The sequence below is a fragment of the Comamonas odontotermitis genome (assembly GCF_020080045.1).
In the GTDB taxonomy this organism is placed as follows: domain Bacteria; phylum Pseudomonadota; class Gammaproteobacteria; order Burkholderiales; family Burkholderiaceae_C; genus Comamonas; species Comamonas odontotermitis.
In genome coordinates, this window is record NZ_CP083451.1 from 2,820,322 (window position 1) to 2,841,104 (window position 20,783).

Below are 20,783 nucleotides of genomic sequence, written 5' to 3' on the forward strand. Positions count from 1 at the left end.
CTGTTCCAGCTTGAATCCTGCGGACATTGCCCTTATGTCGATGCAACGCAGGCCTGTTCAACCATGTTTGCATGGTGCTGCGCTGTCGGCGCCTGTAGCGTTCTTCACTGACCCTTGAAAGGATACAGATGCCCAACAAACGGCAAACCCTCTCCATCATGGCCCGCGCAGGCGGCATGGTGTTGGCAAGCACCTTGTTCCTGGCCAGCCATGCGCAGGCTGCAGACAATCCCAAGGTAAAGATCGCGACCTCCATGGGAGACATCGTGGTCGAGCTGAATGCGGAAAAGGCCCCCAAGACCGTGGCCAACTTTGTGCAGTACGTCAATGACAAGTTCTATGACGGTACCGTCTTTCACCGGGTCATCAACGGCTTCATGATCCAAGGCGGCGGTTTCACGCCGGAGATGCAGCAAAAGCCCACACGCGCACCGATTCCGCTCGAAGCATCGAATGGTCTGAAGAACGACACCTACACCATTGCCATGGCGCGCACCGGCAATCCGGATTCAGCCACCTCGCAGTTCTTCATCAACGTGAAGAACAATGACATGCTCAATGCACCCAGCCCCGACGGCCATGGCTACGCTGTATTTGGCAAGGTGATCAGCGGCACCGACGTGGTGGACAAGATCAAGGCAGTGGAGACAGGCAACGCGGGCCCGCACCAGAATGTACCCAAGGCTCCGGTCGTCATCAAATCGGCCACCATCGTCAAGTAACGTACAGGTTTGCACAGGTTGCATCCTGCGGCCTGCCCCCTCCCCTCTTTCTCTCTTATAGGAAACCATACCATGAGCAATCCCCAAGTCGAACTGCACATCAAGGACTACGGCGTGATCACGCTGGAGTTGGACGCAGACAAGGCCCCAAAATCTGCCGAGAACTTTCTGGCCTACGTCAAGAGCGGTCACTATGACGGCACGATCTTTCACCGTGTGATCAACGGTTTCATGATTCAGGGCGGCGGCTTTGCCTCCGGCATGGACCAAAAGCCTACGCAAGCTCCCATCCAGAACGAAGCCCAGAACGGCCTCAAGAACGACCAGTACACCATCGCCATGGCCCGCACCAGCGATCCGCACTCGGCTACTGCCCAGTTCTTCATCAACGTGGCCAAGAACGATTTCCTGAACCACACCTCGCCCACGCCCAGCGGCTGGGGCTACGCCGTTTTCGGCAAGGTGGTCAAGGGCAACGACCTGGTTGACAAGATGAAGGGCGTGAAGACCGGCTCCAAGGGCATGCACCAAGACGTGCCCAAGGACGAAATCGTGATCGAAAAGGCTGTTGCCCTGTAAACCAGGCTCCAGGTCACACCGCCAGGCCCGCATGGATAGTTCCCCCCCCTCGCCCTCCGCAAGCGCTGCCGCCGTGCGTGCTGCGCTGGCGCAAACGGCTATCGGGGACCTGGTGGCGCCTTCTTCATGGTGCAGTATCGAGTTCATCTCCGACCTGCATCTGCAGCCCCAGCTCCCAGCGACGAATGCCAGTTGGCAGCAGTATCTGCAAGCCAGCACGGCAGACGCGATCTTCATGCTGGGCGATCTCTTTGAGGCTTGGGTGGGCGATGACGCACTGGATGAGCCGGGCAGTTTTGAAGCCCGGTGTGCCTCAATCCTCCACCAGGCAAGCGCCAAGCGCTCTCTTTTTTTTATTCACGGGAACCGTGATTTTCTGGTGGACTCGCATTTTTCCCAGCGCAGCGGCATGCAATTGCTGGCCGACCCCACTTGCCTGGACTTTGCGGGCCAACGCTGGCTGCTGAGCCACGGCGACGCGCTGTGCGTGGAAGATGCTGATTACCAGCGCTTTCGCACGCTGGCCCGCAGCCCTGCCTGGCAGCAGCAACTGCTGGCCCAGCCCCTGGCGCAGCGGCGCCTGTTGGCCGGCAGCATGCGCAGCGAGAGCGAGGCGCGAAAAATGCGTGAAGTCATCACCGCCGATGTCGACCATGCTGCAGCATTGGAGTGGCTGCAGCGTGCAAACGCCTCGACCCTCATCCACGGCCATACGCACCGCCCAGCCATTCACGCACTGGATGCGGCCCACCAGCGAGTGGTTCTGACCGATTGGGACACGGATCTGGAGCCGGCGCAGGCACGCGCCGAGGTGCTGCGTATTGATGCATCCGGCCTGCAACGCCTGCCTCTGGCAGACTATCTGGCGCACCCGCCAGGGCGCCCGAACTAAGCGATGGGCTGGTGGCGACGCACCTGGTTGAAGCTGCGCGCACGGGTGCGCCCCGTGCCCGAGATTCCCTCATCCCTCTGGCTGCATGTGCTGCAGCGCCATCCTTTCTTGCAGGCCCTGTCGCTGGAAGAGAAGTCCAAACTGCGGGCGCTCAGCGCCTTGTTTCTGCACAACAAACGATTTTCGGGTGCGAATGGCCTGGTGGTGGACGACCGCATGGCCTTGACCATTGCAGCGCAGGCCTGTGTGCCTTTGCTGTACCGTGGTGACGCCAGCCGGGCCATCGCGCTTTATGACGATTTTGTCGGCATCGTGGTACACCCCGGCACCATGGTGGCAACCCGCGACGTGCATGAAGACGCAGGACTGGTATCGCAGCGCCGCATGATGCTCGAAGGTGAAGCCATGGAACGCGGCCCCGTCACCCTCAGCTGGGCGGCCATCGACCAAAACCCTGCCATGCAGGCAGAGCGTGGCACCAGTGTCGTGATTCACGAGTTCTGCCACAAGATCGACATGCGCAATGGTGGCGCGGATGGCTATCCGGCCCTGCCTGCCGGTTTTTTGGGCATCCCCGCGGCAGCAGAGGCGCGCAAGGCCTGGGAGCTGACCTGGACCCAGGCCTTTGAGCATTTTCGCCAAGCCATCACCAAGGCCGAGCGTTTTGGCGAACCAGCCCCCTGGCTCGACGCCTATGGCGCCACGGCTCCTGCCGAATTTTTTGCAGTGGCCTGCGAGGCATTCTTTGTCAACCGCGTACGCTTTGGTCAGGAGTGGCCGCAGCTCGATCGCATGCTCGCAGGCCTCTTTCACTGGCCCGAGCCACCACGTCCCTCATAGGCGCCTCACCTCAAGGTGCTACCCCTTCCGCCAGCGAGCGGAGCCACTGCATGCTGTCCTGCAGTTCCGCTGGGTGCAGATTGTGCTGGCAAGGGTACTCACGGTAGACCAGATCCACCGGTGTGGCCTGCAGATGTGCGCGAATGGCATGGGCCTGCTGCAAGGGGATAACGTTGTCGGCACTGCCATGGCTCACCCATGCATGGTGCCCGGCCAGTGCGGCTGCGGCAACCTCCTCACCGGCAATCTCCGGCAACAGGCGGCTGTGCCATACCAGAACCGCTTTGAGCAACGCGGGCTGCGTCAGCAGCACGGACAGGGACATGATGCCCCCCTGGCTGAAGCCTCCCACGACCACCCGCTCCGCAGGCACCTGCAGCTGAGCACAGGCTTCACGGCAGGTCTGCTCCACCAGCGCACGGCTGGCGCGCTCCTGCGCTGCATCAATGGTGCGACTGCCATCAGGATTGACGCCGAACTGGAACCAGGCGTACATTTGCTCAGCCATCGTGTAGGGCGCGCGCAGGCTGAGTACGTGGAAGGCCTGCGGCACGAAGTCTGCCAGGCCAAACAGGTCCTGCTCATTGCTGCCCACACCGTGCATCAGCACCAGCAGCCATGGTTGAGGTACCGAAGGATCGGCCGCGCGGTACAGGTGGGAGAGTGGCAAGTTCAGCATGACAGGTATCCAGCAATCGCAAAGTTCCCGGGAAGGCACCGCGTCAAAGCAGTGACGCAGACGCAAAAAAGTGGCTGCATGGTATCAGCAGCTACCGCTCATCCATTGCAGGCGCTTATTTTTTCTGGTGCAGCGCCACCCAGGCCAAGAACTTGTCCATGTAGCTGCCCAGAAAATCCCTGCTCGCAGCTGCGACCTGCCCCTGCGCATCCACCAGGCCGTCCGTCCAGCGGATGAAGCCCTCTGGCTGCGCCATGGCTGGCATATCGAGAAAAACCAGGATATTGCGCAAATGCTGCTGCGCCATCGCAGTACCAGGGCCGCCAGGCGATGTACCGATAACGCCCGCAGGAATGCCTGCCCAGGCGCTGGCACCATAGGGACGGCTTGCGCCATCGAGCGCGTTCTTCAGATATGCCGGCACAGAACGATTGTGTTCCGGCGTTACCAACAAGATGCCGTTCTTGCTGCGGACCTTGTCTTTGAATGCCGTGAACGCAGCCGGGTAGCTATCAGCATCGCTGTCCCGGTTGTAGAAAGGCAAAGCACTCAGATCGAGAAACTCGAAATCCGCTTTGTCTTTTGACAGATTCACAAGGCCATGCGCCAGTTGCTGGTTGATCGATGCCTTGCTGTTGCTGCCAACGATCACGCCGATTTTCAGTTTTTCCACGGTCATTCTCACTTTCCAGACATGCAGAGGGTGAAGTCTTGTGGTTATACCCCTTGTTTGTGACCCGCCGTGTAGGCAAAAGCGAGCAGAGCGACCGGCTTCACCTCAGCCGCTGATGCCCCCTCTCTGCAGACCGGTGCATGCCCTGCCACCGTCCATCCGCCACACCTGCGTGCCGCCCAGGACCAGGGCCGCCGACTCATCATGCAAGGATCGCCACTGCCGCTGCACAGCCTCTGCCGTGCCGAAGACCCACAGACGCTGCTGCGGATGGGCGCATGCGTAGGCCTGCAATGCCCGTGCATCCAGCAGCACCGTGCTGCCATGCTGCGGATCGAATTCAGCAGCATCCGTCAACTCCTTCTTCCAGTTGTCTGCCTGACTACCCTCGCCAACCTTCCAATCGTCGATCACCAGAGGCGGCTGCATGGCAGGCAGGTAAAAGGGAACCTCGTAATACAGGTGCTCCAGCATCACCAACCGGTCTGCCGCCTGCACCGGCAAGGCGCCCAGGGTGTGCCACCGGGCTTTGGCAGGAACAGCCACGGTTCCCAAAACCAGGCTCAGCGCCACACAGAGCACGGCAGCCAAGCCAGCAACAGGCCGTGCATGCCGCTGCCAGCCAGCAGCCTGCACCACACGTACCACGGCGTAGGCCAAGGGCGGCAATGCTGGAAGCACATACCCCACAATCTTGCTGTTCGGCACGGAGAAAAACACCACCACGACGGCAAACCACACCAGCATGAGCCTATCCAGGCTACGGACAGCAGCGGATGGAGACATGGCGGGCTGGGTACCGTGCACCGCTGCAGAAAGACCCACGAGGCGGCTCCGGGCCATCCCGCGTCCGCGCCTCCAGCAGCGCCAGCCGGCAGTCAGCGCCCACCCAGTCCAGGGCAAGGCGGCCAATGCAATCACGGCACCATAAAACCACCAGGGCTGCGGGTTGTTGAAGGTGGTACCGGTGTAGCGCTGGAAGTGCTGCGTGACAAAAAAGTAGTGAAAAAAGCCACCATGGCGCTGCTGTGCCAACCACACCCAGGGCCCTGCAATCAACAGTACCGGCAACCATGCAGCCGCATGCAGTGGCAGCCACCATTGGCGCCAGCGCCTCTCCCATACGAGCCAAATGGCCCATACCATGCCCGGCAGCACCAGGGCAATGAGACCTTTGGCCAGAAAACCCAATGCAGCCCAGATACCGGCGCCCATCAACCAGCCCATCCAGAGCCGCCGACCGGCTCCGTTGCGCGCTTGCAGCGTGGCAACGGCTGCGCAGCCTATGCATGCCGTCATGCATCCCGCCAGCAGCATGTCCATGTTGGCGTATTGCGCCGCCAGATAGGCATAAGGCATGGTGACCAGCACCACAGTCGCTGCAATAGCAACAGACTGGTTTGCGCAGCGCTTGAGCAAGGTAAACAAGGCCATGGCAGCCACCCAGGCACCAAGCAAGGAAGGCAGGCGTGCCACCCATTCATGCACGCCTGCAACCTGAAAGCCCAGCGCTGCAAGCCAATAGTAAAGCGGAGGCTTGTGAAAGAAAGGCAAGCCATTGAGCGAAGGCGTTATCCAATCACCTCTGCGGAGCATCTCCAAAGCAGCTACGGCATAACGCCCTTCATCCGGATCGCTGAGCGGCCGCACCCAGGCCAGAGCAAACAGCCAGACGCCGATCCACAAGCCCATCCTGGTCTCAGTGGTCCATGCAAAGCGGGCAGGCACCGCCCGCGTCGTAAAGAGGCTGTCCATGGCCTATTCCGCAGAGGCTGGCATCGAAGATTGCACAAGTGGCGCATGGCTCTGCAGCCCCTCGCCTCCCTGCCCCAGCAGCGCAGGATTTGCATGTCGCCACACCCATCCGTAAATGCCAGCCAATGTGAAACCGAGCACCGCTCCAGCGGCAATGTCCAGTGGAAAATGCACACCGCAGTACACCCTGCCCCAGCTCACAGCCAGGCCGGTTATCAGGATTGCCGCACCTGCAAGGCGCAACTGCCGCAGTCCCAACAGACAAAAACCGATGGTAAAGAGCGCACTTGCATGGGCACTGGGCAGGGAACCACGGGCTGCATGGTCAATATAGGCAGGGCTGAGCCCCATGACAAATGGGCGAGGATGGCCGATCCATAGCGCCAGGCGGTGCGCCAGCAATACGGCGGCGGCGCAGCATACCAGGCTACCCACCACGTAAAGGCGATTTGCTGGGTACTTCCACCAATCCCATACCAACACAGCGGCTGCCAGCAGCACGCCATAGGTGCCCAGCCATCTGGCAACCACCAGCACCCAGGCTGTTGGCGCAACACCTCCTGCCATCCACGCAAACCAGTGCAGATTCATCTCTTCCATTGCAGCCCTCTGAGGCAGAAGGCCGCCCTGGATGGGCATTCACCCGGCAGCAGCGCTTTCCGCAGGAAGGCACTGTGGCGTCATGAACTTACCGATGTCTTAATGCAAGAAATATCCAGTGGAAAGCGGTTAGAGAACCGTACTGCTGTCCTGCACCACAGCACCCGCAGCAATCGTGATGGCGCGGTTGCATTGCGCGGCGATGCTGCGGTCGTGCGTGACCATCATCAAGGTAGTGCCGAACTCCCGATTCAGATCCATGATCAGCCGCATCACGGACTCGCCAGTGGCAAAATCAAGGCTACCCGTCGGTTCGTCGGCCAGCAAGACCGCAGGCTCCACCACAAATGCCCGCGCCAGCGCCACACGCTGCTGTTCGCCGCCCGAAAGCAGCTTGGGATAATGCGACAGGCGCTGGCCCAGACCTACGCGCTCCAGCATCTGCGCGGCCAGTTTGCGCGCATCGCGCCTGCCCGCCAACTCCAGTGGCAGCATCACATTCTCGATGGCCGTCAGGTTGCCCATCAGCTGGAAGTTCTGAAACACAAAGCCCATACTGCGTGCGCGCAGCGCCGCCCGCTCGTCTTCATCCAGCGCGAACAGGTCTTCTCCGCCCACCATCACCGTGCCCGTCGTCGGTGTATCGAGGCCGGCCAGCAAGGACAGCAAGGTGCTCTTGCCCGAGCCCGATGCACCCACGATGGCGACGGTTTCACCCCGTGCGATACTAAAGTCCACATCGTGCAGGATCGTCAAGGTGCCGGTGGAATCGGTGACCGATTTACCCAATCGGCGGGCCTCAAGCACCGTGGCGACTCCCTGTGTCTGCGAAAGCAATGCGTCATTCATGAAAAACAGCTTTTCTCCATCCAGTTTCGGCACGCGCCTTGGCAGGCGGCGCTTCGTTCGTACCATCGTAACGGTACCCCTGATGTCCTGGGCTGCTATGGGTTTTACAATCGCAGGCGCCCAGCCATCTGCGCCAGCGACGATTCTGGTCGTCGGAGACTCCATCAGTGCAGAGTACGGCATCGCCCGCGGAAGCGGCTGGGTGGCGCTGCTGCAGAGCCGGCTCGCACAGCAGAAAAACCCGGCCTACCAGGTGGTGAACGCCAGCATCAGCGGAGATACAAGCTCTGGTGGCCGCGCTCGCCTGGCAGGCCTTCTCAAGCAGCACCGGCCGAAGATCGTAGTGATTGAACTGGGTGCCAACGACGCCCTGCGCGGCCTGCCCCTGACCAGCACGCAGGCCAATCTGGCTGCGATGGTGGACGGCGCGCAGCAATCGGGCGCCAAGGTGCTGTTGCTGGGCATGCAGGTGCCGCCCAACTACGGTGCACGGTATACCGCCGATTTCGCCAAGGTCTTCACCACACTGGCTGCAGACAAAAAGACCGGCCTCGTTCCCTTCTTGCTGCAAGGCGTGGCCGATGTACCCGATGCCGGCAAGAACTTTCAGGCCGACCGCATCCACCCACTCGCGAGCGCCCACCCGACCTTGCTGGCCAATGTGTGGCCTCAGCTGCAAAAGCTGATGTAGCGCGCAGAACAGGTTTTCACTTCAAAAACCTGAACAACGGGCGCTACACCGCTTCACGCTTCGCTCAGCCGAACGCCTTCTGCAGCGCCTGCGCCAGGTCTGCCTGCAGGTCTGCCGCGTCTTCCAGCCCAATCGAGAAGCGCACAACCGTGCCTGGCTTCAAGCTCTCTTCCGGCAGCGAGCGCATGCTGCCGATCTTGTAGGGCACTACCAGGCTGATGGGGCCACCCCAGCTGTACGCCAGCTTGAACCAGCGCAGGCTTTCGCAGAACAGATCAATCTGCTGTTGGGTGTAGCGCGGATCGATCACCACGCTGAAAAGACCCGCCGCAGCGCCTTCGAGCCCATGCGGACCGTTTTTTCCGCCGCACTGCGCCTTCCAGTACGCGTGACCGGGCGAGCCCTCCAAGGCAGGGTGCAACACCTGCACCACTGCCGTCTGCTGCGCCATGAAGCTGGCCAACTGGCGCGCCGCCGCATCGTGCGCGTAGTAGCGCAGGGACATGCTGGGCAGGCTGCGCAGAATCGTTTCCACATCGTTGACGCCCACACCAAAACCCATGTGCATATGCGTGGCCTGCAGGCGGCGATGGATGGCCGGATCGCGCGAGGTGATGGAGCCCATCAGCACATCGCCGCCGCCACTGGGGTATTTGGTGAGGGCGTGCGCTGAGATATCGACACCCAGGCGGTGAGAGCCATCGCCGTCCAGATCAAACACATTGAAGGCGAGGCCAGCACCCCAGGTGTTGTCGATAGCAGTAGGAATACCTTTGTCTCTGCACAGCTGCACCAGGGCACGGAGGTCAGGAAACTCCATGCTCACCGAGCCTGCGGCTTCGAGCCAGACCAGGCGGGTATTGGGCTGGATCTGGCTGGCACAGTGCGCCACATTGAGCGGCTGGTAATAGCCCACGCTCACGCCGTAACGCGCCAACTCGCTTTCGGCAAAGCCCTTGCTCGGGCCATAGACGTTGTCGGGCAACAGCACATGGTCGCCCGCACGGAGCATGGCAAGGCCCACCACAGAAATCGCTGCGAGGCCGCTTGTCACCAGCAGGCAGTGCTTGCCGCCTTCCAGCGCGGCAATGCGCTCTTCCAGAATGTAGGCAGTGGGCGTGCCATGCAGACCATAGGTGAAGGCACTCTTGTCTTTCCAGTCCCAGCTGCGCATGGCCTGCACATTGGGGAAAAAGATGCTCGATGCCTTGAACACACCCGGCTGGGGCGCAGAAAAAGGCGCGGTCGGCGCGTAAGGATGGTGAATCAGGTCGGTCAGTGCCGATGGGGCTGGTGTACGAGGCTCGGTCATGGCAAAACGTGTGGAAGCAAAAACAATGAGGGCCTGCGCGGACAAGGGACGACAACGGGCATCTTCATGCGAACCATGCCGGGCCCGAGCACCATCTGCGCAAAACGCTACAACTTCTGGTCAGCAGCCATTGTGCAGCAGGGCAGACGCGATGGCACGCCCAGGCGGGCAAGCACAGTCACATTGTCATCACTGCTGCAGTGTGGAACGGAAAAAAGCGGCGTGCTCCAGCAATGCCTGCGGATTTTGCAACGGCAGCCAATCTCCACCTGAACACAGGCGCGGAACTGTCTCCAACGACGCCAGCACAGGCCACGGCCACCATTGGGCGCTCTCGCCTGCGCTCACCAGACTGGCGTCCGGCAGCTCCAGCGGAGCATTCATGCTGCCCGCCTCCGCATCCACCCATGCCTGGGCATCACGCGCCCAGGCACGCAGCCCGGCACGATGCCCCCGGTCAGGGAACTGCGCCTGCCATTGCGCGATATCTGCAGCAGGCAGCCCATCCAATGCACTGCTCTGTAGTGCTTGCGCTACATCCAACGCAGGTTTGCGCTGCACCTGCTCCAGCCATTGGCGGTAGGCCGGTGTGGCATGGCGCGGCAGTGCGGGGTTGATGAGCCACAGCCCCATGCGCGCAAGCGGCACGCCTGCCTGCGCGAGCAGCCGGTACAGCGCCAGGCCCAGACGGGACGCATCTCCGTGTGCGGCAATCACCAGCTTTGCCGGAGCTTCTGGCTGCGCATCTGGCCGCGCGTCCGGCAGCATATCGGGCTGCAGTTGCAAGTGCTCGGCCAGCGCCTGCAGCGTCGCCAGGTGCAAGGCGTCATTCACTCCCGCATCCTTTTTGGGCCTGTCGCTGCGGCCCAGGCCAATCCAGTCCGGCACCACCACGCGGTCACCCAAAGCTGCCAGGGCCTGAGCCAGTGGGCGAAAAAGCCCCTGGTGGGCCGGGCTGGCGGACAGCATCAGCCAGCGCATGGCGGCCGGTGCGTCAGCGCCATTCGCATGGCTGTCCTTGACATGCAGGCGCAAACCCGCCAGTGGCGGCCAATCACTATAAAAACAGGAGCTACTTGCGCAGTCACAATCGGCGTGGAAGATCTTTTCATCCACACGAAGCGCATCGTCGCGCAAGGGGTGTGCAGCCCGGGCTGCCACTTGCTGTGCCTGCCGGCGTTCCGCGAAAAATCCGGTCAGCAAGGCAGCCGCGTCTTCGGCCAGCACCCCCGCAGTGGTTTGCGTATGGTGGTTGAGCTGGGCATTGGCAAACAGGTTGATCACCGAGCCAGCCGCCCCGGTGCGGGGCTCCGCAGCGCCCCACACCACTCGGGCCATGCGTGCGTTCAGGATGGCGCCGGCGCACATGGCACAGGGCTCCAGCGTCACATAGAGCGTGCAATCTTCGAGCCGGTAGTTGCCCGCATGCTGCGCCGCATCGCGCAGCGCCTGGATTTCTGCATGGGCGCTGGGGTCGTGCAGACCGACAGGCCGATTGCACCCACGGCCGATGATGACCCCACCTTGCACCACCACAGCGCCCACCGGCACTTCGCCAGCCTGCGCAGCCGCCTGCGCCTGCTGCAGCGCTGCACGCATCCAGTGCGCATCGTCTTCAAAAGGGGGAATGGAGTCCGCTGTCATGGGTTGGAGGCAGTTGGATAGGGGTGCACCATGCCCATCATCTGAAATGGACATCGCACCGATTGCAGTTGAACAAACTTTCAGACGCCGAAGTTATGACAGAAACGCTTCAAAGCCCGCTGCACGCACTCACAAAAAATAGCGATCATCAATTTAAGGGAAAACGCAGAAGGCCATTTTCATTCCGCATCCTTTGCGCGGTCTGCGCCCTGCTGCAAGGCCTGGTTCAGCTCCGTCTGCACCTGCTGCTGAATCTGCTGGCTCTGCTCCCGCACATTCTTGCTGGTATCGACCTGCGGCACCTTGACACCCTCCACCGTCGCCGGAGCACTCGCTCCACTGGTGCTTCGGGTGGCCTGCAGATTCTGCTTCATCAGGATGGCAACAATGGCCATGACCACCAGGATACCGACGAGACCAAAAACAGCGCGCATACGTCCCTCTACAACCGGTTGTGATGGCGCGATTATCGCGCGGCAAGGCCGAGCATCCTCAGACCGGCACCTGCGCGCACCACCAGTGAAGCGCACGCCCCGCGAAGCCACTGAACCTGAATCAGGCGTCAATCCGGTTAAAATTGACAAAAATCAACCACTTGCTTCTCCCGGATATCGCAGACGCCCTGCCGTCAATGGCAGAAGGATCGCTGCGGCATTGGGCTGCAGGCCATCCTGCAGACACGAAGCAAGCACCACCGCGCCCCTATGTCCCTCCTGCCCCACCAGCTCGAACTGCTTTCCCCGGCCCGCGACGCCGATATCGGTATTGAAGCCGTCAACCATGGCGCCGATGCCGTCTACATCGGCGGCCCCGCCTTTGGCGCGCGCGCAACTGCCGGCAACGATATCCGTGAGCTGGAACGGCTGATCACCCACGCCCATCGCTTTGGCAGCCGCATCTTCATCACGCTCAACACCATTTTGCGCGACGACGAACTGGAAGCAGCCCGTCAGATGGCCTGGCAGATCTACAACGCTGGAGCCGACGCGCTCATCATCCAGGACATGGGACTGCTGGAGCTCGATTTGCCGCCTATTCAGCTACATGCGTCCACGCAGTCGGACATCCGCACCCCAGAGAAAGCCCGATTTCTGCAGGACGCAGGCCTGTCGCAGATCGTGGTGGCGCGCGAGCTGGATCTGCGACAGATTGCCGCCGTGCGTGCGGCCACTGATCCGGCACGCACCACCATTGAATTCTTTGTGCACGGCGCGCTGTGCGTGGCCTATTCGGGCCAGTGCTTCATCAGCCACGCCCATACGGGCCGCAGCGCCAACCGTGGCGACTGCAACCAGGCTTGCCGCCTGCCCTACGAAGTGCTGGACGGCAGCGGCCGCATCATCGCCCACGAGAAACACGTACTGTCGATGAAGGACAACAACCAGAGCGACAACCTGCGCGCACTCATTGATGCAGGCGTGCGCAGCTTCAAGATCGAGGGCCGCTACAAGGACATGGGCTATGTGAAAAACATCACCGCCCACTACCGCAAGCTGCTCGACGAAATCATCGAAGAGCGCGAGTTCTCCGACGCACCGCTCGCGCGCTCGTCCTCGGGGCGCACCACCTTCAGTTTCGAGCCCGACCCGGACCAGAACTTCAACCGCGAGTTCACCGATTACTTCGTCAACGGCCGCAAGGATGACATTGGCGCTTTCGACACGCCCAAGACGCCGGGCCGTGCCATTGGCTGGGTGACGCAAGTGGGCCAGGCGGGTGACAAATGGTTTGAGCTGGAAGTGAGCGACAAGACCGCCGTGCTTCACAACGGCGACGGCCTGTGCTACTACGACCTGCAAAAGGAACTGGTGGGCGTGCACATCAACCGCGCCGAATGCGTCAACGCCAAGAAAGGCATCTGGCGCGTGTTTCCCAAGAATGAGATCGCCGAATTCAAGGACCTGCGCAAGGGCCTGGAGATCAACCGCAACCGCGACATGGACTGGATACGCACGCTGGACAAAAAATCCAGCGACCGCCGCATCGGCCTGTGGGCAGAGCTGCGTGAAACTGCCGACGGCTTTGCCCTGCAGCTGACCGATGAGGACGGTTTCACCGGCAGTGCCACCATCGCCCAAGTCCATCAGACAGCTACCGATACCGTCAAGGCCGAAATCTCGCTGCGCGAGCAACTGGGCCGCTTTGGCGCCACGGTCTTTGCCGTGCACGACATCAGCCTGCAGCTTTCGCAGCCCTGGTTCGTGCCAGCCTCGGCGCTCAACCAGCTGCGCCGCGATGCCGTGGCCGCACTGGAAGAAGCCCGCGCCAAGGGCTTCGTGCGCCTGCCGCGTGCCGAGCCTGTGGAGCCGCCTGCTCCTTTCCCTGAAGACACCCTCACCTACCTGGCCAATGTGTTCAACCACAAGGCACACGACTTCTATGTGAAGCATGGTGTGAAGGTGATCGACGCCGCCTACGAGAGCAAGGAAGAGGAAGGCGAAGTCTCACTGATGATCACCAAGCACTGCGTGCGCTTCTCGATGAGCCTGTGCCCCAAGCAGGCCAAGGGCGTGATCGGCGTCAAGGGAACCATCAAGGCCGAGCCGCTGCAGCTCATCAACGGCAAGGAAAAGCTCACGCTGCGTTTTGACTGCAAGCCCTGCGAGATGCATGTGGTGGGCAAGATGAAGAAATCGGTGATGAACCAGCACTTCAAGGAGATGCAGGAGTTTCCGATGCAGTTCTACCGCACACGGCCCGCAGTAGTACAGAGCTGAAGCCCCTGCCCCATCCATAAAAAGAAAGAGCTGCCTTCAAGCAGCTCTTTTTCTACCAAGGCGGAGACCGTCAGGTCAATCCACGGCTCCAGTCTTCAATAGACCATTCCCTGATAAAACCGGATCGCCGGATCGCCGGATCGCAAGATCCCGGATCGACGCTCAATCAGCACTGGAGGGTTCCCTCGACTCCAGCGCACGGTTGATGCCCAGGGCTACCAGCGTGCAGACGGCACCAGACAGCAGATACAGGCTCACTGCGATCAAACCGAACTTGGCAGAGAGCCCCAGTGCCACTACAGGCGCGAAAGCAGCCCCTACCAGCCAGGCCATATCGGTCGACAGGGCAGCCCCCGTGTAGCGGTACTGAGGCGAGAAGTTGGCAGTCACGGTACCGGAGGACTGACCATAGGACAGGCCCAGCAGCACGAAGCCGACAATGATGAAGATGTCATGGCCGATGACGCCACTCGACAACAGCATTGGCGTTGCCAGGCTGAACAGACCGATCAGCACGGCCATGGCACCCAGGGTATTGCGGCGGCCAAAACGGTCGGCCAGCTTGCCCGATGCCACGATGGCGAACGCTGCACATACAGCACCCACCATCTGCACCAGCAGCACCTCGGTGATCGACTGGTCGGAGTACAGCAAAATCCACGACAGCGGGAATACCGTCACCAGATGGAACAGCGCAAAGCTGGCCAGGGCGGCAAAGGCGCCGATGGCAACGTGGCCCCCTTCTTCATCGATCAGGCGGGTGACGCTCACGGGCTCCAGCTCGCGTTCCTGCATGGCCTGGGTGTAGGTGCGACCCAGCACGAGCTGCAGACGGGCAAACAGCGCCACCACGTTCAGTGCAAACGCCACAAAGAAGGGATAGCGCCAGCCCCAGCTGAGGAACTCGCTCTCGCTCAGGGTGCCGTACAGGTAGGCAAAGAGGCCTGCCGCAATCACAAAGCCCAACGGAGCGCCCAACTGGCCGATCATCGCGTACCAGCCGCGCTTGTCGGTTGGTGCGGTCATGGCCAGCAGCGATGGGAGGCCATCCCATGAACCACCCAGTGCCAGGCCCTGGGCGAAGCGGAACAGGGCCAGCAGCACGATGGCCGTTCGACCTATCGATTCATACCCGGGTAAAAATGCGATACCAACCGTTGCAACGCCCAACAGAAACAGGGCGATGGTCATCTTGGCAGCACGCCCCCAGCGACGCTGGATGGCCATCGAGATGGCAGTTCCCACGGGACGGGCGAGGAAAGCTATAGAAAATATAGCAAACGACAGCAGCGTGCCATTCAACCTGGAAAAGTGAGGAAAGAAGACTGTCGGAAAGACCAATACCGACGCTATGCCAAATACGAAAAAGTCGAAATACTCCGACGAACGGCCGATAATAACGCCGACCGCAATTTCGCCAGGTGTGACGTCATCATGCACAGCGGACCGTGTATGTTGATCAGCGCTGTGATTGCTGCCGACAGGAGATGCTGCGTAACCGAGACTACTCATACAAAAGCTCCTTCCTCAAGCTGTAACAGGCCTGTTACGACCGTACCCATTCAGGAGCCTAGCAGGGTACTTTTTGAGAGGACGTAGGACAAAATGTCCAATCGACAGGCCTGCCTCTAGCATTTACATTTGGCGGGATTTTGCAATCCATGTTTCTACCTAAGCGCGCTTGCCGTGCCTTTTCGCATGCCTGATCTCAAAAAACTTCGCGGGCCCTCGCGGCTCGTCGCGGCGTTACTAGCCGCCGCCAGCCTTGCGGGCTGCAATACCGTTGTGCTCAACCCCGCCGGGGATGTTGCTGCCCAGTCCGGCAATCTGGTGATCATCGCCACCTTGCTGATGCTGATCATCATCGTTCCGGTCATGGTGCTGATCCTGCTGTTTGCCTTCAAGTACCGCGAATCGAACGAGCCCGCTGATTACGACCCCGAATGGCACCACTCCACGACCCTGGAGCTGGTGATCTGGTCGGTGCCGCTCTTGATCATCATCGCGCTGGGCTCCATCACCTGGATCTACACCCACAAGCTCGACCCCTATCGTCCGCTGGACCGCGTGGACGCCAACCGCCCCGTTCCGGCCGATGTCAAGCCGCTGGAGGTGGAAGTGGTCGCCATGGACTGGAAGTGGCTGTTCATCTACCCCGAGCAAGGCATCGCCACCATCAACGAACTGGCGGCTCCCGTGGACCGTCCGATCCGCTTCAAGCTGACCGCCACCACCACGATGAATGCGTTCTATGTTCCTGATCTGGCCGGCATGATCTACGCCATGCCTTCGATGCAGACGCAGCTCAACGCCGTGATCAACAAGCCTGGCGTGTACAAGGGTATGAGCTCGCACTACAGCGGCGCAGGCTTTGCCGGCATGACCTTCAAGTTCCACGGCCTCGCCGACGGCGACTTCAACGCCTGGGTGCAGAAGGCCAAGACCGAAGGCGCCACCCTCGACCGCGCTGAGTACGTGAAGCTGGAAAAGCCCAGCGAGCGCGATCCCGTCCGCCTGTTCGGCAATGTGGACAGCACCCTCTACCACGCCATCGTCAACCGCTGCGTGGAAGCGGGCAAGATGTGCATGGACGACATGATGGCCAAGGACGCCATGGCCAATATCAATGCCCGCACCAAGGCAGGCAAGAGCGTTTCGCTGCTGCCGCAGGATGACGTGTGCACGGCCGCCAATGCCACGCAAGTGGTGGCAGCCCTGCGTGTGGACGAGATCGCCCCCACCGTGGCGCAATAACCCATCGCGAATTTTCAAAGAGACTCAATATGTCCGTAGCTACTAACGCAAGCCATGACCCGCTTCTCGGGCGGCTGACATGGAATGACATACCGATGGTGCATGAGCCCATCGTGTTGTGGACCTTTATCGCCGTGGTCCTGGGCGGCCTCGTCGTCGTTGCCGGTATCACCAAGTTCAAGCTCTGGGGCCCGCTGTGGAAGAACTGGATCTGCTCCATCGACCACAAGAACATCGGCATCATGTACATGATCCTGGGCCTCGTCATGTTCCTGCGCGGCTTTGCCGACGCCGTGATGATGCGCGGCCAGCAGGCCCTGGCTGCCGGCGATGCCATGGGCTACCTGCCCCCGCACCACTACGACCAGATCTTCACCGCCCACGGCGTGATCATGATCTTCTTCGTGGCCATGCCTTTCGTGACGGGCCTGATGAACTATCTGGTGCCGCTGCAGATTGGTGCGCGCGACGTGGCCTTCCCGTTCCTGAACAACTTCAGCTTCTGGATGACCACCTCTGGCGCTGTGCTGGTGATGGCTTCGCTGTTCGTGGGTGAGTTCTCCACGCTGGGCTGGCTGGCACTGTCGGGCCTGGGTGAATACCACCCTGGCGTGGGTCTGGACTACTACATCTGGGCACTGCAGATTGCCGGTGTGGGCACCACGCTCTCGGGTATCAACTTGATCGTGACCATCATCAAGATGCGCGCCCCTGGCATGAACCTGATGAAGATGCCCATCTTCACCTGGACCTCGCTGTGCACCAACGCCCTGATCGTGGCTTCGTTCCCGATCCTGACCGCCGTGCTGGTGCTGATGACCCTGGACCGCTATGTCGGCACCAACTTCTTCACCAACGAGCTGGGCGGCAACCCCATGCTGTACGTGAACCTGATCTGGATCTGGGGCCACCCAGAGGTCTACATCCTGATCCTGCCCGCTTTTGGCGTGTTCTCCGAAATCGTCGCCACCTTCTCGCGCAAGCGCCTGTTCGGTTACACCTCGATGGTGTACGCCACCGTGTGTATCACCATCCTGTCCTGGCTGGTGTGGCTGCACCACTTCTTCACCATGGGCTCCGGCGCCAGCGTGAACTCGTTCTTCGGCATCACCACGATGATCATCTCGATCCCGACCGGCGCCAAGATCTTCAACTGGCTGTTCACCATGTACCGCGGCCGCATCCGCTTCACCGTTCCCATGCTGTGGACCGTGGGCTTCATGCTGACCTTCACCATCGGCGGCATGACCGGTGTTCTGCTGGCCGTTCCTCCTGCTGACTTCGTGCTGCACAACTCGCTGTTCCTGATCGCCCACTTCCACAACGTGATCATTGGCGGCGTGGTGTTTGCCGTGTTCGCCGGCATCAACTACTGGTATCCCAAGGCGTTCGGCTATCGCCTCGACGAGTTCTGGGGCAAGGCATCGTTCTGGTTCTGGTTCGTTGGCTTCTGGGTTGCCTTCACGCCGCTGTATGTGCTGGGCCTGATGGGTGTGACCCGCCGCGTCAACCACTACGAAGACACTTCGCTGCAGATCTGGTTCATCATCGCTGCTTTCGGCGCCGTGCTGATTGCACTGGGCATCGCCTGCTTCTTCATCCAGTTGTTCGTGAGCTACCTCAAGCGTGACCAGCTGCGTGATGTGACCGGTGACTGCTGGAACGGCCGTACCCTGGAATGGGCCACTTCCTCGCCTCCTCCCCAGTACAACTTCGCCTTCACGCCAGCCGTGCATGACAGCGATGCCTGGTGGGATATGAAGAAGCACGGTTTCAAGCGCAAGCTCGACGGCTTCGTGGAAATCCACATGCCCAAGAACACCGGCGCCGGCTTCGTGATCTCGATGATCGCCCTGGTCTTTGGCTTTGCCATGATCTGGCACATGTGGTGGCTGGCTGGCCTGAGCTTTGCCGGTATCGTGCTGGCCTCGATCATCCACACCTTCAACTACAAGCGTGACTACTACATCCCTGCAGCGCAGGTGGAAGTCACCGAAGAAGCCCGTACCCAACTGTTGGCCCGCCATGTCTAATCACAATACCCTCGCCGGTGCGACCGGTACCCGCGACTACTTCCTCAAGGAAGAACCGCACGTCGAAAACGGCACTGCTCTGGGCTTCTGGCTCTACCTGATGAGCGACTGCCTCATCTTTGCAGCCCTGTTTGCCACCTATGGCGCCCTGGGCCGCAACTATGCTGGCGGCCCTGGCGGCGCCGAGCTGTTTGACCTGACCCTGGTGGCGATCAACACGGCCTTGCTGCTGCTGTCGTCCATTACCTTCGGCTTCGCCATGCTGGCCAAGCAAAAGGGCTCGGTCAAGGGCACGATCACCTGGCTGATCATCACCGCCCTCTTCGGTGCAGGCTTCCTGGGTGTGGAACTCTATGAGTTCCACCACCTGATCCATGTGGGCGCCGGCCCGCGAAGCAGCGCTGCCATGTCGGCCTTCTTTGCACTAGTGGGCACCCACGGTCTGCACGTGACTTTCGGCCTGGTGTGGCTGGTGGTTTTGTTGCTGCAGATCGGCAAGCATGGTCTGACCCATGAAAACAACCGCCGCCTGATGTGCCTGTCGATGTTCTGGCACTTTCTGGACGTGGTCTGGATCGGCGTCTTCTCCTTCGTATATTTGATGGGAGTGCTGTAAATGAGCGCACAACACAATCACGCAGCACACGGCCACGATGACCACGGTCATGACGATGGCCCGCACAGCACCTTCTCGGGCTACATGATCGGTTTCTTCCTCTCGATCATCCTGACGGCAATCCCCTTTGCCGTGGTGATGGGCGACGTGTTCGAGAACCGCACCACCACTGTGGTGGTGATTGCCTTCTTCGCTGTGGTGCAAATCATCGTTCACATGGTCTATTTCCTGCACATGAACGGCAAGATCGAAGGCGGCTGGACCTTGATGTCCACCATCTTCACCATCGTGTTCGTGGCAGTGACGCTGGCTGGTACCTTGTGGGTCATGTACCACATGAATGCCAACATGATGCCTGGCCACAAGCACACTGCGCCTGCAGCTGCTACGCAACCTGCACAGGACCACGCCAACCACTGAGCTGTTTTGACCAACGAAACGCAACGGAACGCGGATGTAAAGCCCCCGCGTTCCGCCCTCTTCCAGGCGATGCTTGCATGTGTAGGCATCGCCTTGTTTTTAGGCTTTTGCGCATTGGGCACCTGGCAGGTATACCGCCTGCAATGGAAGCTCGATCTGATCGACCGGGTGGAACGCCGCGTCCATAGCGCGCCCCAGGCCCCCCCTGCTCCATCCACCTGGCCCCGGCTGGATGCCAAGGCGCAGGAATACCAGCCCACTACCCTGCATGGCCAATGGCTGCCAGCCCAGACCGTGCTGACGCAGGCCACCACCGCACTGGGTGCAGGTTTTTGGGTGATGACACCGCTGCAGCAGCCTGACGGCACTCAGGTGCTCGTCAACCGCGGTTTCGTGCCTGACGGCCTGCGCAGCAACTGGAGCGATGCGGCGCAGCTGGCAGCGGCAACACCGACTGGCAACGTCACCGTCACCGGTCTTCTGCGCGCCACCGAGCCCAAAGGGGGCTTTCTGCGCAGCAATGATCCGGCAGGCAACCGCTGGTACTCACGCGACGTGCAGGCGATTGCACAGGCGCGCGGACTGGCGCAGGCTGCTCCGTTCTTTGTCGATGCAGGCCTGCCGGACGACGGCCCCACCGTGGTGGGCGAAACCAAACGCAGCAGCAGCGCAGATCTGCAAAGCCAGCAATGGCCGCAGACCGGGCTCACGCAGATCCGCTTTACCAACAACCACCTTGTCTATGCCCTGACCTGGTATGGCCTGGCCCTGATGGTGGCGGGTGCCGCGTGGCTGGTGGTGCGCCACCAGCGGCGTGCTGACAGCGGTCATGGAGGCGTGGATTAAAAATTCATAGCATGCCACGCTACAGCTTGCTGCATTTCGGGCATAAATGCATTGAAAATCCATCAAAGAGAGCGCATGCTGCTCTCTTTTTTATTGCACCGGGGCGAAATGCAGCGGCGTTTCATGGTGCGGCCACCTGGGCGGCAGCTGTGACACCGGGG

Annotated in this window: 20 protein-coding genes; 11 read left to right on the top strand and 9 right to left on the bottom strand. The window is 60.9% G+C overall.

The window, feature by feature from the left end:
• Window positions 1–158 precede the first annotated feature (158 nt).
• The 4 genes from LAD35_RS13085 (at window position 159) to LAD35_RS13100 (ending at window position 3,033) form a co-directional block, all read left to right on the top strand.
• Window positions 159–722: a peptidylprolyl isomerase gene (locus LAD35_RS13085; protein ID WP_377779656.1), complete on the top strand. Its 564-nt coding sequence runs from the start codon at window positions 159–161 to the stop codon at window positions 720–722.
• A gap of 72 nt (window positions 723–794) precedes the next feature.
• Window positions 795–1,301 carry a peptidylprolyl isomerase gene (locus LAD35_RS13090; protein ID WP_224149482.1) on the top strand — a complete coding sequence of 169 codons (507 nt, stop codon included), beginning with the start codon at window positions 795–797 and terminating at the stop codon, window positions 1,299–1,301.
• Between the two features lie 31 nt (window positions 1,302–1,332).
• Window positions 1,333–2,193 (top strand): UDP-2,3-diacylglucosamine diphosphatase, encoded by an 861-nt coding sequence (locus tag LAD35_RS13095; protein WP_224149483.1) that lies wholly within the window; start codon window positions 1,333–1,335, stop codon window positions 2,191–2,193.
• 3 nt (window positions 2,194–2,196) lie between these two features.
• Window positions 2,197–3,033: a M90 family metallopeptidase gene (locus LAD35_RS13100; RefSeq protein WP_224149484.1), complete on the top strand. Its 837-nt coding sequence runs from the start codon at window positions 2,197–2,199 to the stop codon at window positions 3,031–3,033.
• Window positions 3,034–3,043: 10 nt separating this feature from the next.
• Here the strand turns inward: LAD35_RS13100 and LAD35_RS13105 are convergent, their stop codons facing one another.
• From LAD35_RS13105 to LAD35_RS13125, 5 genes are all read right to left on the bottom strand, one after another.
• Window positions 3,044–3,712 carry an alpha/beta hydrolase gene (locus LAD35_RS13105; protein WP_224149485.1) on the bottom strand — a complete coding sequence of 223 codons (669 nt, stop codon included), beginning with the start codon at window positions 3,710–3,712 and terminating at the stop codon, window positions 3,044–3,046.
• 115 nt (window positions 3,713–3,827) lie between these two features.
• Window positions 3,828–4,385, bottom strand: a complete 558-nt coding sequence (locus LAD35_RS13110) for an NADPH-dependent FMN reductase (RefSeq protein ID WP_224149486.1) — start codon at window positions 4,383–4,385, stop codon at window positions 3,828–3,830.
• A gap of 105 nt (window positions 4,386–4,490) precedes the next feature.
• Window positions 4,491–6,140 (bottom strand): ArnT family glycosyltransferase, encoded by a 1,650-nt coding sequence (locus LAD35_RS13115; protein ID WP_224149487.1) that lies wholly within the window; start codon window positions 6,138–6,140, stop codon window positions 4,491–4,493.
• A gap of 3 nt (window positions 6,141–6,143) precedes the next feature.
• Window positions 6,144–6,740 carry a phosphatase PAP2 family protein gene (locus tag LAD35_RS13120; protein WP_224149488.1) on the bottom strand — a complete coding sequence of 199 codons (597 nt, stop codon included), beginning with the start codon at window positions 6,738–6,740 and terminating at the stop codon, window positions 6,144–6,146.
• A 129-nt stretch (window positions 6,741–6,869) separates the two neighbouring features.
• On the bottom strand, window positions 6,870–7,589 hold the full coding sequence (locus LAD35_RS13125; protein WP_224149489.1) for an ABC transporter ATP-binding protein: 720 nt from the start codon (window positions 7,587–7,589) through the stop codon (window positions 6,870–6,872).
• 97 nt (window positions 7,590–7,686) lie between these two features.
• Between LAD35_RS13125 and LAD35_RS13130 the strand changes: the two genes are divergently transcribed.
• Window positions 7,687–8,280, top strand: a complete 594-nt coding sequence (locus LAD35_RS13130; protein ID WP_224149490.1) for an arylesterase — start codon at window positions 7,687–7,689, stop codon at window positions 8,278–8,280.
• Window positions 8,281–8,344: 64 nt separating this feature from the next.
• Here the strand turns inward: LAD35_RS13130 and LAD35_RS13135 are convergent, their stop codons facing one another.
• From LAD35_RS13135 to LAD35_RS13145, 3 genes are all read right to left on the bottom strand, one after another.
• On the bottom strand, window positions 8,345–9,592 hold the full coding sequence (locus tag LAD35_RS13135) for a PLP-dependent transferase (RefSeq protein WP_224149491.1): 1,248 nt from the start codon (window positions 9,590–9,592) through the stop codon (window positions 8,345–8,347).
• 189 nt (window positions 9,593–9,781) lie between these two features.
• Window positions 9,782–11,236: a tRNA adenosine(34) deaminase TadA gene (gene tadA, locus LAD35_RS13140; protein WP_224149492.1), complete on the bottom strand. Its 1,455-nt coding sequence runs from the start codon at window positions 11,234–11,236 to the stop codon at window positions 9,782–9,784.
• A gap of 179 nt (window positions 11,237–11,415) precedes the next feature.
• Complete coding sequence (locus LAD35_RS13145) at window positions 11,416–11,670, bottom strand: hypothetical protein (RefSeq protein WP_224149493.1); 255 nt, start codon at window positions 11,668–11,670, stop codon at window positions 11,416–11,418.
• Window positions 11,671–11,940: 270 nt separating this feature from the next.
• Here LAD35_RS13145 and LAD35_RS13150 point away from each other — a divergent pair, with 270 nt between their 5' ends.
• Window positions 11,941–13,953 (top strand): peptidase U32 family protein, encoded by a 2,013-nt coding sequence (locus LAD35_RS13150; RefSeq protein WP_224149494.1) that lies wholly within the window; start codon window positions 11,941–11,943, stop codon window positions 13,951–13,953.
• Window positions 13,954–14,115: 162 nt separating this feature from the next.
• Here LAD35_RS13150 and LAD35_RS13155 read toward each other — a convergent pair whose 3' ends face one another.
• Complete coding sequence (locus LAD35_RS13155; protein WP_224149495.1) at window positions 14,116–15,465, bottom strand: MFS transporter; 1,350 nt, start codon at window positions 15,463–15,465, stop codon at window positions 14,116–14,118.
• A gap of 186 nt (window positions 15,466–15,651) precedes the next feature.
• Here LAD35_RS13155 and cyoA point away from each other — a divergent pair, with 186 nt between their 5' ends.
• From cyoA to LAD35_RS13180, 5 genes are all read left to right on the top strand, one after another.
• Window positions 15,652–16,707: a ubiquinol oxidase subunit II gene (cyoA, locus tag LAD35_RS13160; RefSeq protein WP_224149496.1), complete on the top strand. Its 1,056-nt coding sequence runs from the start codon at window positions 15,652–15,654 to the stop codon at window positions 16,705–16,707.
• Between the two features lie 29 nt (window positions 16,708–16,736).
• The gene (gene cyoB, locus LAD35_RS13165) at window positions 16,737–18,740 is read left to right on the top strand and encodes a cytochrome o ubiquinol oxidase subunit I (RefSeq protein ID WP_224149497.1); all 2,004 of its coding nucleotides are present in this window, start codon (window positions 16,737–16,739) and stop codon (window positions 18,738–18,740) included.
• The gene (cyoC, locus tag LAD35_RS13170; protein ID WP_224149498.1) at window positions 18,733–19,356 is read left to right on the top strand and encodes a cytochrome o ubiquinol oxidase subunit III; all 624 of its coding nucleotides are present in this window, start codon (window positions 18,733–18,735) and stop codon (window positions 19,354–19,356) included. The genes cyoB and cyoC overlap by 8 nt, the downstream gene beginning before the upstream one ends.
• On the top strand, window positions 19,357–19,776 hold the full coding sequence (gene cyoD, locus LAD35_RS13175; RefSeq protein ID WP_224149499.1) for a cytochrome o ubiquinol oxidase subunit IV: 420 nt from the start codon (window positions 19,357–19,359) through the stop codon (window positions 19,774–19,776).
• A gap of 69 nt (window positions 19,777–19,845) precedes the next feature.
• Complete coding sequence (locus tag LAD35_RS13180) at window positions 19,846–20,622, top strand: SURF1 family protein (RefSeq protein WP_224149500.1); 777 nt, start codon at window positions 19,846–19,848, stop codon at window positions 20,620–20,622.
• The last annotated feature ends 161 nt before the right edge of the window (window positions 20,623–20,783 follow it).

What these genes read in the sequence shown, in the direction of transcription:
- LAD35_RS13115 (WP_224149487.1), bottom strand. Translation starts at nt 6,140, where the DNA reads ATGGACAGCCTCTTTACGACGCGGGCGGTGCCTGCCCGCTTTGCATGG.
- LAD35_RS13145 (WP_224149493.1), bottom strand. Translation starts at nt 11,670, where the DNA reads ATGCGCGCTGTTTTTGGTCTCGTCGGTATCCTGGTGGTCATGGCCATT.
- LAD35_RS13095 (WP_224149483.1), top strand. Translation starts at nt 1,333, where the DNA reads ATGGATAGTTCCCCCCCCTCGCCCTCCGCAAGCGCTGCCGCCGTGCGT.
- LAD35_RS13100 (WP_224149484.1), top strand. Translation starts at nt 2,197, where the DNA reads ATGGGCTGGTGGCGACGCACCTGGTTGAAGCTGCGCGCACGGGTGCGC.
- cyoD (WP_224149499.1), top strand. Translation starts at nt 19,357, where the DNA reads ATGAGCGCACAACACAATCACGCAGCACACGGCCACGATGACCACGGT.
- LAD35_RS13120 (WP_224149488.1), bottom strand. Translation starts at nt 6,740, where the DNA reads ATGGAAGAGATGAATCTGCACTGGTTTGCGTGGATGGCAGGAGGTGTT.
- LAD35_RS13135 (WP_224149491.1), bottom strand. Translation starts at nt 9,592, where the DNA reads ATGACCGAGCCTCGTACACCAGCCCCATCGGCACTGACCGACCTGATT.
- cyoB (WP_224149497.1), top strand. Translation starts at nt 16,737, where the DNA reads ATGTCCGTAGCTACTAACGCAAGCCATGACCCGCTTCTCGGGCGGCTG.
- LAD35_RS13130 (WP_224149490.1), top strand. Translation starts at nt 7,687, where the DNA reads ATGGGTTTTACAATCGCAGGCGCCCAGCCATCTGCGCCAGCGACGATT.
- LAD35_RS13105 (WP_224149485.1), bottom strand. Translation starts at nt 3,712, where the DNA reads ATGCTGAACTTGCCACTCTCCCACCTGTACCGCGCGGCCGATCCTTCG.
- LAD35_RS13155 (WP_224149495.1), bottom strand. Translation starts at nt 15,465, where the DNA reads ATGAGTAGTCTCGGTTACGCAGCATCTCCTGTCGGCAGCAATCACAGC.
- LAD35_RS13090 (WP_224149482.1), top strand. Translation starts at nt 795, where the DNA reads ATGAGCAATCCCCAAGTCGAACTGCACATCAAGGACTACGGCGTGATC.
- LAD35_RS13180 (WP_224149500.1), top strand. Translation starts at nt 19,846, where the DNA reads ATGCTTGCATGTGTAGGCATCGCCTTGTTTTTAGGCTTTTGCGCATTG.
- tadA (WP_224149492.1), bottom strand. Translation starts at nt 11,236, where the DNA reads ATGACAGCGGACTCCATTCCCCCTTTTGAAGACGATGCGCACTGGATG.
- cyoC (WP_224149498.1), top strand. Translation starts at nt 18,733, where the DNA reads ATGTCTAATCACAATACCCTCGCCGGTGCGACCGGTACCCGCGACTAC.
- LAD35_RS13125 (WP_224149489.1), bottom strand. Translation starts at nt 7,589, where the DNA reads ATGAATGACGCATTGCTTTCGCAGACACAGGGAGTCGCCACGGTGCTT.
- cyoA (WP_224149496.1), top strand. Translation starts at nt 15,652, where the DNA reads ATGCCTGATCTCAAAAAACTTCGCGGGCCCTCGCGGCTCGTCGCGGCG.
- LAD35_RS13150 (WP_224149494.1), top strand. Translation starts at nt 11,941, where the DNA reads ATGTCCCTCCTGCCCCACCAGCTCGAACTGCTTTCCCCGGCCCGCGAC.
- LAD35_RS13085 (WP_377779656.1), top strand. Translation starts at nt 159, where the DNA reads ATGGCCCGCGCAGGCGGCATGGTGTTGGCAAGCACCTTGTTCCTGGCC.